Here is a 12,554-nt window from a genome sequence, read left to right as displayed (position 1 = left end):
GCCTCCTTCAAGATCGCCTTCGACGCCCGGTACAGCTCGGCGACCTGGGCCTCGGACAGGAACGGCGCGGGCGCCTCCTCCACCAGCTTCTGGTGACGGCGCTGCAGGGAGCAGTCCCGGGTGGAGACCACGACCACGTTGCCGTGCTTGTCGGCCAGGCACTGCGTCTCCACATGCCGCGGCCGGTCCAGGTAGCGCTCGACGAAACACTCGCCGCGGCCGAACGCGGCCACCGCCTCCCGCACCGCCGACTCGTACAGCTCCGGCACCTCGTCCAGCGTGCGGGCCACCTTCAGACCACGCCCGCCACCACCGAACGCGGCCTTGATCGCGATCGGCAGGCCGTGCTCCTTCGCGAAGGCGACGACCTCGTCTGCACCCGAGACCGGGTCCGGGGTGCCGGCCACCAGCGGCGCACCCGCCCGCTGCGCGATGTGCCGGGCTGCGACCTTGTCACCGAGGTCGCGGATGGCCTGCGGGGGCGGCCCGATCCAGATCAGGCCCGCGTCCAGGACCGCCTGGGCGAACTCGGCGTTCTCCGACAAGAACCCGTAGCCGGGGTGGACGGCGTCCGCGCCGGACTCCCGGGCCGCGTTCAGGATCTTGTCGATGACCAGGTAACTGGTGGCCGGGGTGTCACCGCCCAGGGCGAACGCCTCATCCGCCGCGCGGACATGCACAGCATCCCGGTCCGGGTCCGCGTAGACGGCCACGCTCGCGATCCCGGCGTCCCGGCAGGCCCGGGCCACGCGGACAGCGATTTCGCCACGGTTGGCGATGAGCACCTTGCGCACGATGTTCCTACTCCTGACTCGTGTGTTGACTGCGTTCATGACGTACCGAGGCTTCAGGCTGCCTGGAGGGACGCGCGGTACCAGGGCGCGGCATGCTGGAAAGCGGTCTCGAAACCGTCGCGGGGCACCCGGCCCAGGGCGCACCAGAGCGGCGCGCAGTCGAAGAAGTGGTCGGTCGTCAGCATGTCGAGCACTGCGGTCGACCGGGCGTCCCCGGCGAGCATCGCACGGGCCTCGTCCGGCGTGAGGTCACGGTCCGGCCAGGGGGTCCCGGTGCACTCGGCGACGGCGCGCAGGACGCGGTGGGCGGTGACGGGAACCGGGTGCCCGGCGTGGTAGACGGACGCGGTCAGGGCGGAGGCGGGTGCGAGGGCGGTGGCCAGCATCAGCTCGGCCAGCTCCGACACGGCGATCACCGACATGAGGGCGGGCCAGCCGGCCACGGTGCCGGGCAGCGTGCGCAGGAGGCGGGTCAGGCCCGGGCCCACCCAGCTGTCGCCCTCGCCGTAGACGAGATGGGGCCGCAGCACGATGCCGCCCGCCGAGAGGACGGCGTCCTCGGCGATGGCACGGGTGCGGGAGGTGGGCGAGCCGGGATTGCGGGTGAGCTGCTCGGGCCGGCTGCCGACATAGGTGCCGCGGCCGTACACGGAGGCGGTGCTGAGCTGCACGATGCGGGAGACGCCCGCCCGGCGCGCCTCCGCCACCAGGGCGGTGCTGCCGCGGGCGTTGACGGCCTCGTTGGCCTCGACGCTGCCGCCGATCTGGGCGGCGCAGTGGATGAGCACGTCCACGCCGTCGCACACGCCGCGCAGGCTGGCGGGGTCGGCGAGATCGGCCTGGACGACCCGGACCCCGGAGTGGGAGCCGGACGCGGGGCCGGGACAGGAGACGGGACGGCGGTACGACATGAGCCGTAGGGCGGCCCGCTGGCGTCTTGCGGCGCGGGCGACATGCCGGCCGACGAAGCCGGACGCGCCGGTGATCAGGATGGTGAGCATGCGCAATTCCCCCGAATGCGATCGGCTCAGTGTGTCAGGGCGGTGCGGGCGGCGGTGGCCGGGGTGCGGGAGGTACGGGAGCCGACGGTCAGCTCCGCGGTGAAGAGGGTCCGGTCGTGCTGGGTGCCGCGCACGGTGACCCGTACGTCGTCGGTGTCGCCGCACGGCTCGGGCTGGGCCTCGATCCAGCAGGGCGCGTCCAGCTCGGCGTACCGCGCGAACTCGCCGCGCAGGCCGAGCACCAGGGCGTCGGGCCGGCCCGAGGCGGCGTGCGCGGCCTGCCGGGCGGCCTCCAGCAGCACCATGCCGGGGACGTGGTCCACGGGGTGGTCGAAGTAGGTGGGGTGGGCGGTGTCCACCGACAGCTCCCAGCGGTTCCGCTCGCCGGGCGCGGGCTCGGCGAGGACGACGTGCCGGGCGCTGACATGGCCCACGGCGGACGGGGCGAGCGTCGGCGGGGCGGGCCGCGGGGCCGGGGTGTACGCCGCCGCCCGGTCACCGCGCACCCGCCGGTACACGCCGGGGCTCATGCAGCGGAAGGACGCGCCGGCGGTGGCCAGTTCCCGGCCGTCGCGCAGCACGGTGACGTCGTAGCGCATCCCGCACAGCGAACCGTTTCTGCGGACGATGTCCCGGCAGACGGTGCGCAGTTCGACCTCCGTGGGCACGGCCCCGGCGACGAGCAGGTCGGGCGCGGTGGTGCAGGAGATGTCCGCCAGCAGGAACTGGTGCCCGAAGGGGACGCCGAACTCGGCGTGGGCGAGGAGCGAGCCGATCTGCCGGACCGACTCCACCAGGAGCATGGGGTCCTGGTAGCCGTCCTCGCGGGCGAAGAGGGCGTGGCTGCGGGGCCACTGGGCGCGCACCGTGAAGGCCTCGGCCGGGTCGGTGGCCGGGGTCCCGTCCACTTCCCAGCCCGTCAGGAAGACTTCCGACACGGCGGCGCGGTGGACGTACTCACGGGGGACCGTGCTGGTCAGCCCGCGGGCGGGCCTGCCAGGATGCGGATCCGGGGCGGGCAGGGTGGATGTGCTGGATCTCTGGTCGGTGTACGACATGTGCAGCGCTCCTGTCAGTGACCGGGGCAGGGGGCAGCAGGCCGTACGCCGGATTCCCCCCGCAGCCGACTTTCTGCGATCCCAAAGATACAGACAGGTCAGTTCGTTTTTTCAAGTAAATTTTTGATTCGCACATGGACGGCACACTTCCGCTTCCCGGGTTTGCCATGTATTGGCCCGGTCTGCCCCTGCCCTCAACCGAAACAGGCAGGCATGTACGGTTGCCGGTCTACCCGGGGCCCCAAATCCCCCTCCACCGGACACGGCCCCGGACCACCAAGAACGCGCCAACTGCCCTGCACGACCGACCAATTGCGCATCACCGCAGGCCAGACGGCACAAGGTCAAACCTTGCAGCGTTACCCACAAGAACCGTTGACAATCAGACAAGTCTGTTTGGTACCGTGGTGCTTGTGAGCGTTGACCATCCGGTCATGACGTGACTGTGATGTCCCAGGAGGAGCACATGGATCGGCAGACCGTGGATCTACTCGAGCCGACGACGGAGCGCCGCCAGCCCCACCGCCCGCAGGCCGCCGTCCAGCCGCCGCGCCGCCCGTTCCCCGCGCAGGCTGCCGTCAGCCCCCAGCCCGCGGCCAACGAGGGGGCACTGCGCGTGCTCGTGGTGGAGAACGACGCCCGAGCCGCCGAGACCCTGCTCAAGGGCCTGGTCCGGCAGGGGCACAGCACCCAGCGCGCGGCCACCGGCGCCGAGGCCCTGCGCGCCCACCAGGACGCCGACCTGGTGCTGCTCGACCTCGACCTGCCCGACCTGGACGGCCTCGAGGTCTGCCGCAGCATCCGCGCGATCAGCGACCTGCCGGTCATCGCCGTCACCGCACGGGACTCGGAACTCGACCGGGTCCTCGGCCTCCAGGCCGGCGCCGACGACTACATGGTCAAGCCGTACGGCTTCCGGGAACTGCTGGCCCGGATGGAAGCGGTGATGCGCCGCGCCCGGCCGCGTCCGGCGGCGCCGCGGATCATCCACCACGGCGCCCTGCGGATCGACGCGAGCGCACGGGTCGCCACGCTGGACGGCCGGCGGGTGGACCTCACCCGCAAGGAGTTCGACCTGCTGCACCTGCTCGCCTCGCAGCCCGGCAAGGTCGTACCGCGGCGGCAGATCATGGCCCAGGTCTGGGACGACGCGTGGTCGCCGCAGGGCCGAACCGTGGACACCCACGTCAGCACACTGCGCGGCAAGCTCGGCTCCAGCGAGTGGATCACGACCGTACGCGGCGTCGGCTTCCGCCTCGGCCACCCATAACCCCTGGTCGCCCCACCCCTCGGGCAAAGGTGTATTACACAGCCGACCTTTGCCGATACTATACAGACAAGTCTGTTAGATCACGGGTAAGGATGCGGCACCATGGCACAACAGGAACGCGGCAAGCGATCCCGGCGCTCGATCCTGGAGGCCGCCGCCCAGGTGTTCGACGAGCGCGGCTACGACGCGGCGAGCACCAACGAGATCCTGGCCCGGACCAGGCTCACCCGCGGCTCGCTCTACCACCACTTCCCCTCCAAGGAAGCGATCGCCCTGGCTCTGATCGACGCGCACGCCGAGGCCCTGGGCGCGCCGGACCAGCCGATCCGGATCCAGAGCGTCATCGACCTGACCCTCCAGTTCGCCCAGGGCCTCCAGCACGATCCGGTCCTGCGCGCCGCCGTCCGCCTGACGGTGGAGCAGACCTCCCTCTCCTGCCCGCCGGAAACGGCCTACGAGCAGTCCAAGACGGCCATCACCGAGCTGCTGAGCCAGGCCGCGGAGCGCGGGGAACTGCTCCCGGGCGTCGACGTCCGGGAGGCCGCAGCGACGATCGTCGGCTGCTTCACCGGACTCCAGATCATGTCCCAGGCATACAGCAAGCGACAGGACCTGCCCGAGCGCATCGGCGTCTTCTGGCGCTTCCTGCTGCCGGGCCTGGTCATCCCCGGCCTGATCGGCCGCCTGCGCACGACGCCGCTCCCGGCACCGGTGCCGGAAGTCGCCCTGGAGGCGTGAACCCGGGCGGGCGCCTACGCGCGGCCGGCGCCTAGGGCTGCCGGGGCATTCGTACGACTGCCGGGGCATCCCACGGCTGCCCGGGGACACTCACACGACTGCCGGGGCCTCCCACGGCTGCCCGGGGACACTCACACGACTGCCCGGGACAGTCCTCTCGTGGGCCGGGACCCATCGGGGGCCCGGGGAAGCCATCCGGGGCCTTGCGGCCCCTCCCCCACCCTCCCCTTTTCTTCCCTCTCTTCCTACTTCACCTGACGGAAGAGGGGGCGCAGGAGCTCCCAGAGGCGCTGCGAGGTCTTGGCGTCCCACCAGCCGACGTCGCTGTGCCCGAGCGATTCCAGCCCCGCGGCGACGACCACGGCGAGATCGGCGAGGTCCGCCGCCGCGAACGCGGCGTCCTGACACCCTTCCTCGACCCGCTGATGGACCAGGGCCAGCATGTCGTCGCGCAGCCGGGGCGGCCCGGCGGACCCGTCCACGGCGAGCTGCATGCCCGCGCGGACGATCGTCTCCGCCCGCAACGCCGCGCCCAGCGCCACGAGATAGCGCTCGGGGGCGTCCTCCGCCGGCCCGTCGAAGGCCTTCTCCGTCAACGCGAGAACCCGGTCACGGGCCGCCTCGTACACGGTGGCCGCGAGCGCCGCTATGGAGGGGAAGTGGTGATACAGCGCCCCCCTGGTCACCCCGGCCCGGCGACAGATGTTCACCAGCCCGGCCTCGGCGAGCGGGCCGTCCGCGATCAGCTCGGCCGTGGCCCGGACGAGAGCCTGACGGGTCTGTTCCGACCGAGTCTGCATCAGGCTGCACCTGCCTTCCCACCAAAGATGTGACCAACACGTGGGCACCGCAGGCCCGAGACCAGCGACACAGTGGAATCATACAACCCAGCCTGTTTTTTGTGACAGCCCGTTGGCAACTTGATGTCGAAGAGGCCGGAAATCTACCGGAACTCGTCTACGGCGCGAGAGGCGCTCTAGTTGAAACCAGACAGACTTGTTCGTTACCCGCCCCTCCACCCTCCCCCACGGCCCACCCGCTACACTGACGGCGGAACAGCGGTCCCCACGGACCGCCGACCGCAGCCGCCTTCGTAGCTCAGGGGATAGAGCACCGCTCTCCTAAAGCGGGTGTCGCAGGTTCGAATCCTGCCGGGGGCACAGAGAAACACCAGGTCAGGCGCCCTTCCGTCCAGCGGACGGGAGGGCTTCTGCGCTTGCAGCACACATATGGCACACATGCCGTGCGCGCGGATGGTGGGGAGCTGTGCAGGATGGCCGTCAGGGATGAGCTGGCCCGGCGCCGGTACGAGAAGCTGATCGACCGGCTCGAATCCATGATGCGGGCAGCTCTTAAGCCGCAGTTCCCGGGCTACCACGGTCAGCTGATCCTGAGTGGCGACGATCTTGCGGAGTTGGGCGACCTCAAGGACGTCCGGCATGCCGCTCGGGAAGCGGGACGTCGTCTCGGCTGGAAGACCACCACCCGTCTTGTCGGTGACCGGCTCTTCGTGCTGGACGAGCGGAAGGTACCTGAGGAGATCGAGCGGCTGGCCGGCGACGAGACCGCTGCTGCGATCGACCGAGCCCGGCGGGAGAGCCGGCGACCGCGCGAATGACCTGAGTCGAGGGTGACGCAAGGGGCCGCCCCACCGCTCAGCGCGGTGGGGCGGCCCCTTGTGTTGCGGCTCCCCGGCCCGGATCAGACCCACATCACGCTGCATCGTCCTCCAGGGCGGCCACCTCCTCGGCGGCCTTGCGGGCCTTCTTCTCCGCCTTCTCCAGCTTGGCCTTCGCCTTGGCCAGTTGCTTGGAACGGCGCTTGTGCATCTTCTTCGAGACCTCGTCCAGGCGGTCGGGGAAGAGATGGCCATACGTGTCCAACGTCAGGGTCGCGGACTTATGGCCCAGCATCGTCTGTACGACGTTGACGTCCGCGCCGCTTGCGATGGCCAGCGAAGCCGCCGTGTGCCGCAGCTTGTGCGGGGTGACATTAAGGTGCCCCAGCCCGGCCTTCACGACCGCCGGCGCGAAGAACCGCTGACGGAAGTTACGGGCCCGCAGCGGTCCGCTCTGCGGGGCGGTGAAGAGCAACTCCTCGTCTGCCCGCCCCTGGACGTGGGGCTTCAGCTCCTCGGCCAGGAACCGCGGGATCGGTACGGACCGGCGCTCGTGGTTCTTGGGGGTGTCGAGGTAGAGCTTGCCGTTGTCCTCGGCGTACGCCTCGATGATGTGGGCCCTGCAGGCGTCGAGGTCGACGCGGCCCACCTTCAGGGCGGACGCCTCGCCCCAGCGCAGGCCGGTGTAGGCCAGCAGCAGGATGAACACCCGGTAGGCACCTGACGCGTTGGCCAGCGCGTCGACCTGCATGTCATCGAGGTACACGTGGTCGGCCGGCGCCGCCTTCGGCAAGGGCACGCCGACAGCCGGGTTGACCGCCAGACGACGAGCCTTGACCGCGTAGCCGAGAACGCGGCTGAGGACGACGTACGCCTTGCGGACCGAGCGGGGGCTGATTCCTGCCGCCGGTCGCCTCGCCGGACAACAGGTCCGCGAGCCACTCGGCGATGTCCTCGAAGTGGATGCGGTCCAGCGGAGTGGTGCCCCATTTGGGGATCACATGGACGTCGAGGACGCCTCGGTATCGAGCCCGGGTGGAGCGCTTGAGGTGGATCTGCGCGGCCAGCCAGGACTCCGCCACCTCGGCAAATTTCACGCGCGCGGCGGCAGGATCACGGTAGGAGCCGTCGTTGAGTCGGGACTCCATCCTCGTCCGCTCGATCTCGGCGTCGACCTTGCGGGCGAAGGTCTTCATCTTCGGCTTGCCGTCGGGGCCGTACCAGCGCACGCGGTAGCGCCCCGGTGGCGTACGACCCGCCCGCTTGGCCTTCGCCACGGCCCCTGCATACGCCACGTGCCCTATGCGGTCCTCAATCCAGACTCGTGCCAACTAGCACCCCCTCCGGTCGTCGCTGGACGCCGAGGGGAGCGGCAGGAGCAGGGTCGTGGGAGGGGTACCGAGCGCGGTGGCTATGGCGACGAGGTCGTCGATGTCGCACCGGCGACGGCCGCGTTCGGTGCGGCTGAGCGCGGTATTGGTCATCGGGCGGCCCAGTGCGGTGCAACGGGCTGCGAGTTGGTGCTGAGTCAGCCCGCGTACGAGGCGTAGGCGCTCGATGGCGCGGACGGTGTGAAGGCCGGCGGGGCCTATTTCTACAGGTCGGGTTGCCATGACAGTTAGCTGTAACTTGCGACCGGATGCTATGGCAAGAGTTGGTTCTTAAACTCTACAAAAGTCATCCCGGGACCGAGTGGCGTTCCTCTCATCGAATTCCGGCACATCACGAGCCGTTTCATCGAGGACGCCGTGCTACCTTCCCATCGCGTCGCAAAGATGGGTGATTTAAGCAGGTATCAGCCGAACTATCCAGCGAGCCCTGCGAGTGGCATCTGGCCGCTCCGAGCTACCTCTGAGCTGCGAGGGTATCGGATTCCGGCACCTCTACCGACCGCTTCGCCGCAAAACATTTCATGTTCTGCGGGAGCGATTTCGGCAACCGGGGATCCAGCCTTACTGTTCTCGTCTCACCGGCCACACCGAGAGAAGCAGTACAGAGTTTCAGAAACAACTCTGGACTTTTCTCCGGATGGTGTGGCTGTGTTGTCCAGGCACGTTGTCCAAGACCGAAAAGGAGCCCTGTGCCGAATACCTCTCTCCGCAGCGCGAACGCCCCTTCCTCCGCCGACGCTGCCCGGCGCGGCCCGTTGGCCACTCCGGCGGAAGTCGCTGCCTATCTCGGGGTGCCGGTGAAGACCCTCTACCAGTGGAAGTACCGGGGAACTGGGGCTGGTGCCCGGGGACCGAGTCCTCTGCTTCACCGACGGAGTGGTCGAGGAACACAAGAGCGGCGGGGAGGAGTTCGGGGAGGACCAGCTGATCGACTGTGTGAACCGGCTGGAGAGGACCGGCCGCGGCATCCGGGCGGTGACGCGCTCGCTGTCCCACACGCTCAAGCGGGCACGGGGCGGACGGACCAGCGACGACGCGACGCTGCTCATGGTGGAGTGGCGCGGCTGACCGCAGACCGAGCGGCTGCTCAAGGACACGGGCTTCGTGGTCCGTTCCACCCGGTGAGGCCGGCAGGGGGCCGCCTCAGCGGGGTGAGTCGACCGGAGCATCCCGAGGGACGGGCTCCGCCGCCCTGTCAGCCGACAGGACCACGCCCGCTCCCGGTGTCGATGAGGATCTGTTCCGCGTCGCTGACGTTGTCCACCCGGACCGCCCGGGCCATCGCGGCACGGGCGGCATCCCGTGCCGCGTCGGGCGGGACGACCAGCAACGAGAAGATGTCCCGGTCACCCCGGGTGATCAGGACCGTGTCGTCACCGACCGGGAAGGAGTCGATGTGCACCACGCGGTCGTCCACGACGATACGCGTCGGCAGACCCTCCCAATCGGCGGCATCCAGCCCCACACGCGACACGGGGCCGACGTGGGCGACGAGGGCACCCAACAGGGCGGGCAGCTCGGCACCGATGTCGCGCGAGCGCGGCCACCACGCGCCGTCGAGGACGCCTCTGCGTGATGCGGTCGTCTCCAGCCGCAGAAGCGCAGATCCCGGTCGCACGGCCTCGTGGACGCCACTGGGCAGACGCCGGGGAACAGGTGGTGTGTCCGAGCTGGTCATGAGGACCACCCGTCGGTAGGGCCGGTGCGACGACGGGACCCCGCCCCGCACCTCCCACGCTACTCCTGGCGCCACACTCACCGACGTCCGCAGATCGCCCGCCCTCCCGCCCCGCCCCCGACGAAACCGATCCAGCAGGTCACGGCGGAGGCGTACGAGTCCTGGTCCGAGGGGTGGTCAGGGACGGTTCGCCGCTCCGACGTGCCACTTGACGGCGTCGGTGATGAAACGGCGGCTGCTGACCGGGTCCAGGGCCCGGGCCTGGAGATGGGCGTACATCACGTCATAGGGCCGCACGTCGGACGGCTTCTCCAGGTAGAGGTCGCTGGTGAACCGTTCCAGGTAGACCACCGCCCCCTCGGGACCGTCGGTGAACCTCACAAGGGAGAACCGCCCCGACAGGCCCGGATGAGCGCCGCCCGTGAAGGGGAGGACCTGCACGGTGACGTTGGGCTCCGCGCCGAGCGCGTTCAGGTGTTCGAGTTGCTCCCGCATGATGTCGGGAGAGCCGACGGCACGGCGCAGGACCGATTCGTCCAGGACAGCCCGGAAGCGCAACGGGCCCGCCGGGTCGTAGATCCGGTGCTGCCGGCGCAGCCGCACCTTCAGCCGTGCGGCTGCCTGCCGGGCCGTGAGCCGGGGAATCGATTCCTCGATGACCGCATGGGCGTAAGCGGGGGTCTGCAAAAGATCCGGGATCACCAGGGGCTCGAAGGCGTGGACCGAGGCGGCGTCCGTCTCCAGGCCGATGTAGACGCTCTGGGGAATGTCGCCGTAGGCATGCCACCACCCCCGTGTGCCGGATTCCCTCGCCATCTCCATCAACGCGTCGACGGCCTTCTGGTCCGACACCCCGTACAGCGCGCACAGGTCGCGCACGTCACGGGGACTGATTGCGCGGCGGCCGTTCTCCAGGTGACTGATCTTGGGCTGGGAGATCATCAGCCGCTCGGCCACTTCCGTGCTCTTCAGTCCACTGGCCTGGCGAAGCCGACGCAGTTCGGCCCCCAGGCGACGTCTCCTGACGGTGGGATTGATGTGCGCCGCCACGGGCGGGGTACCTCCGGGTTCACGTCATCGTTCTGTTCCGCAGACTGCCACGCGGAAAGCGATGTTGATCACCCGCCATACCATCGCGCCCGGGCACCGGCCAAACCGGATCGTGACGTCGTCATGTGCCGTTTTCACGTGCGTCCGCATGTGCGGGATCACCTCGCGCGGTCCCGGGAGTTCGTCCGCGCAACCAATCGCTACCACCAAATAATCAATAAGTACGTATTCCGCAATATTGCGCCGCACGCCAGAGCTGAACGCTCGAAAACCAGAAACGCACTTCTATTGTCGCGGGCTCAGAAAGATTCCTCCGTAATATGCACCACCAGATCACGGCTCTCCGGGCGTTCGGTTGCAGCCCGGCACGCCACGGCCCCCACAGGAAATGGCCTCTTGATGAAGCTGAAAATCCCTGAGACGGCTCGCCGGCGCTCCCTGCCGGGCTTGCTGGCCTCAGCTCTCGCCGCCACGGTCGCCGCCGCGATGGTCGTCCTGTCGCCCGCCCAGGCAGTCGCCATCGCCACGCCGGTACCGCTGGCCACGGCGGCGAGTTTCTCCGTCCTGGCGGGCGCGGGAGTCACCAACACCGGCCCCACGGTGATCAGTCACGACCTCGGGACGTACCCGAACCCGGCCATCACCGGCTTCCCGCCCGGCGAGGTGCTCGGCGCCGTGCACGCCGCCGACGCCGTGGCGGCTCAGGCCAAGTCCGACCTGGTCACCGCGTACAACAACGCGGCAGGTCAGGCCACGGACTTCGCACTCGCAGCGGGCATCGGGAACGGCACGACGCTGCTTCCGGGCGTCTACACCGCCACCTCGGGTGTCGGCATCACCGGCGATCTGATCCTGGACGCCGGAGGAAACCCGAACTCCGTGTGGGTGTTCCAGATTCCGGAGGCCCTGACGACGGCCTCCTCCAGCCGCGTGCTTCTGACCAACGGCGCCTCGGCGTGCAACGTCTACTGGCAGATCGGGAGTTCGGCCACCCTCGGGACGAACTCCACCTTCGTGGGCACCATCATGGCCCTGACGGACATCCACGTGACCACAGGGACCAACATCGAGGGCCGGGCGCTGGCCCGCAACGGCGCCGTGACGCTCGACACCAACCGGATCTTCCTCAACTCCTGCTCGACCGGAACGACCGGCGGCACGACCACCGGCACCACCAGCGGTACGACGACAGGAACGACGACCGGTACCACGACCGGCACGACGACGGGCACCACGACCGGATCGACGACCGGCACCACCGCCGGTGCGATCGGCGGGGGCCTGGTCAGCGGCGGCCTGGTCAGCGGTGGTCTCCTGGGCGGGCCGATCGTCAACGTGACGGGCGGCGGCACCTCCGGGAACACCGCGGGCAACACCGCCGGCAACAACGTCACCAAGGGGAACACCTCGGGGAACACCGCGGGCAACACGGCCGGGAACACCGCCGGCCAGCACGGCGGCGGCCGGCCCGGCGAACACCACGGCAGGCCCGGCGAACACGGCGGACCGGACGTCGGTGGTGGGTACGAACACCACCGCAAACCAGGCGAGGACCACCAGGGCGCGCCGGGCAAGCCGGACCACGGCCAGGGTGATCGGCCTGGCGACGACAACGGCCACGACTACGGCAACGACTACGGCAACTACGGCTACGGCAACGCGCCCAAGTCCGACGGTCAGGAAGACCACGAGAGCTAGTCGGCGGATCGCGGGTCCGTACCGCGGATGACGGCGTGCGGCGGGACCTCTCGAACCCGCCGCACGCCGCCGCTGCCGCTGCCGGTGGACGAACAGCCTGTGACGCCGGGCGGCGGAACACGAGAAAGCAAGGTGGGCGGTGTCGAGCGGAACTGACGCGGCACGCGTGAAGGAACACCGACGGACCGATGGCGGCTCGCCGCCGGGGGAACGGAGAACGGACGCCGGTCCGCCCGGCGAGCGGGTCCGGGGTGCCAG

13 protein-coding genes, 1 tRNA gene and 2 pseudogenes are annotated in these 12,554 nt (G+C 69.6%); 7 read left to right on the top strand and 9 right to left on the bottom strand.

Features of this window, described 5'->3' with window-relative positions:
• The 3 genes from ACWCV9_RS34270 to ACWCV9_RS34260 all read right to left on the bottom strand — a co-directional run.
• A partial coding sequence (locus ACWCV9_RS34270; RefSeq protein WP_450792478.1) for an ATP-binding protein occupies positions 1-794 on the bottom strand: 794 nt, incomplete at its 3' end.
• Positions 795-847: 53 nt separating this feature from the next.
• Positions 848-1,795 carry an NAD-dependent epimerase/dehydratase family protein gene (locus ACWCV9_RS34265; protein WP_450792476.1) on the bottom strand — a complete coding sequence of 316 codons (948 nt, stop codon included), beginning with the start codon at positions 1,793-1,795 and terminating at the stop codon, positions 848-850.
• Positions 1,796-1,821: 26 nt separating this feature from the next.
• A complete protein-coding gene (locus tag ACWCV9_RS34260; protein WP_450792474.1) occupies positions 1,822-2,853 on the bottom strand; it encodes a ScbA/BarX family gamma-butyrolactone biosynthesis protein in 1,032 nt (343 codons plus the stop codon).
• Positions 2,854-3,319: 466 nt separating this feature from the next.
• Here ACWCV9_RS34260 and ACWCV9_RS34255 point away from each other — a divergent pair, with 466 nt between their 5' ends.
• Both ACWCV9_RS34255 and ACWCV9_RS34250 read left to right on the top strand, forming a co-directional pair.
• The gene (locus tag ACWCV9_RS34255) at positions 3,320-4,123 is read left to right on the top strand and encodes a response regulator transcription factor (RefSeq protein WP_450792472.1); all 804 of its coding nucleotides are present in this window, start codon (positions 3,320-3,322) and stop codon (positions 4,121-4,123) included.
• Positions 4,124-4,225: 102 nt separating this feature from the next.
• Positions 4,226-4,861, top strand: a complete 636-nt coding sequence (locus ACWCV9_RS34250; protein ID WP_450792471.1) for a ScbR family autoregulator-binding transcription factor — start codon at positions 4,226-4,228, stop codon at positions 4,859-4,861.
• A 245-nt stretch (positions 4,862-5,106) separates the two neighbouring features.
• Here ACWCV9_RS34250 and ACWCV9_RS34245 read toward each other — a convergent pair whose 3' ends face one another.
• The gene (locus tag ACWCV9_RS34245; RefSeq protein ID WP_450792469.1) at positions 5,107-5,661 is read right to left on the bottom strand and encodes a TetR family transcriptional regulator; all 555 of its coding nucleotides are present in this window, start codon (positions 5,659-5,661) and stop codon (positions 5,107-5,109) included.
• Positions 5,662-5,948: 287 nt separating this feature from the next.
• Here ACWCV9_RS34245 and ACWCV9_RS34240 point away from each other — a divergent pair.
• Together ACWCV9_RS34240 and ACWCV9_RS34235 are read left to right on the top strand one after the other, a co-directional pair.
• A tRNA-Arg gene (locus ACWCV9_RS34240) sits at positions 5,949-6,021 on the top strand.
• A 113-nt stretch (positions 6,022-6,134) separates the two neighbouring features.
• A complete protein-coding gene (locus ACWCV9_RS34235; protein WP_385847118.1) occupies positions 6,135-6,479 on the top strand; it encodes a hypothetical protein in 345 nt (114 codons plus the stop codon).
• A 94-nt stretch (positions 6,480-6,573) separates the two neighbouring features.
• On the opposite strand, the gene ACWCV9_RS34230 is transcribed toward ACWCV9_RS34235, so the two are convergent.
• The 3 genes from ACWCV9_RS34230 to ACWCV9_RS34220 are packed head-to-tail and all read right to left on the bottom strand — an operon-like array spanning position 6,574 to position 8,092.
• On the bottom strand, positions 6,574-7,278 hold the full coding sequence (locus tag ACWCV9_RS34230) for a tyrosine-type recombinase/integrase (protein WP_450792467.1): 705 nt from the start codon (positions 7,276-7,278) through the stop codon (positions 6,574-6,576).
• Positions 7,232-7,756: a tyrosine-type recombinase/integrase gene (locus ACWCV9_RS34225; protein ID WP_450792465.1), complete on the bottom strand. Its 525-nt coding sequence runs from the start codon at positions 7,754-7,756 to the stop codon at positions 7,232-7,234. Before ACWCV9_RS34225 ends, ACWCV9_RS34230 begins: the two co-directional genes overlap by 47 nt.
• 54 nt (positions 7,757-7,810) lie before the next feature.
• Positions 7,811-8,092, bottom strand: a complete 282-nt coding sequence (locus ACWCV9_RS34220; protein ID WP_385847120.1) for a helix-turn-helix domain-containing protein — start codon at positions 8,090-8,092, stop codon at positions 7,811-7,813.
• Positions 8,093-8,559: 467 nt separating this feature from the next.
• On the opposite strand from ACWCV9_RS34220, the pseudogene ACWCV9_RS34215 reads away from it, so the two are divergent.
• A pseudogene (locus ACWCV9_RS34215) lies at positions 8,560-8,706 on the top strand (DNA-binding protein); the annotation flags it as partial.
• Positions 8,699-8,938: pseudogene (locus ACWCV9_RS34210) on the top strand (SpoIIE family protein phosphatase); the annotation flags it as partial. The pseudogenes ACWCV9_RS34215 and ACWCV9_RS34210, both read left to right, overlap by 8 nt.
• A gap of 127 nt (positions 8,939-9,065) precedes the next feature.
• On the opposite strand, the gene ACWCV9_RS34205 reads toward ACWCV9_RS34210, so the two are convergent.
• On the bottom strand, positions 9,066-9,548 hold the full coding sequence (locus ACWCV9_RS34205) for a DUF5994 family protein (protein WP_450792463.1): 483 nt from the start codon (positions 9,546-9,548) through the stop codon (positions 9,066-9,068).
• 177 nt (positions 9,549-9,725) lie between these two features.
• Positions 9,726-10,598 (bottom strand): helix-turn-helix domain-containing protein, encoded by an 873-nt coding sequence (locus ACWCV9_RS34200; RefSeq protein WP_450792462.1) that lies wholly within the window; start codon positions 10,596-10,598, stop codon positions 9,726-9,728.
• Positions 10,599-10,997: 399 nt separating this feature from the next.
• Between ACWCV9_RS34200 and ACWCV9_RS34195 the strand changes: the two genes are divergently transcribed.
• Entirely contained in the window at positions 10,998-12,296 is a 1,299-nt protein-coding gene (locus ACWCV9_RS34195) for an ice-binding family protein (protein WP_450792460.1), read from the top strand.
• Positions 12,297-12,554: the final 258 nt, after the last annotated feature.

It is taken from the genome of Streptomyces sp. NPDC001606, assembly GCF_053596835.1.
Note: the sequence above shows the minus strand (reverse complement) of the source record. Positions and strands in the feature narration are given on the sequence as shown.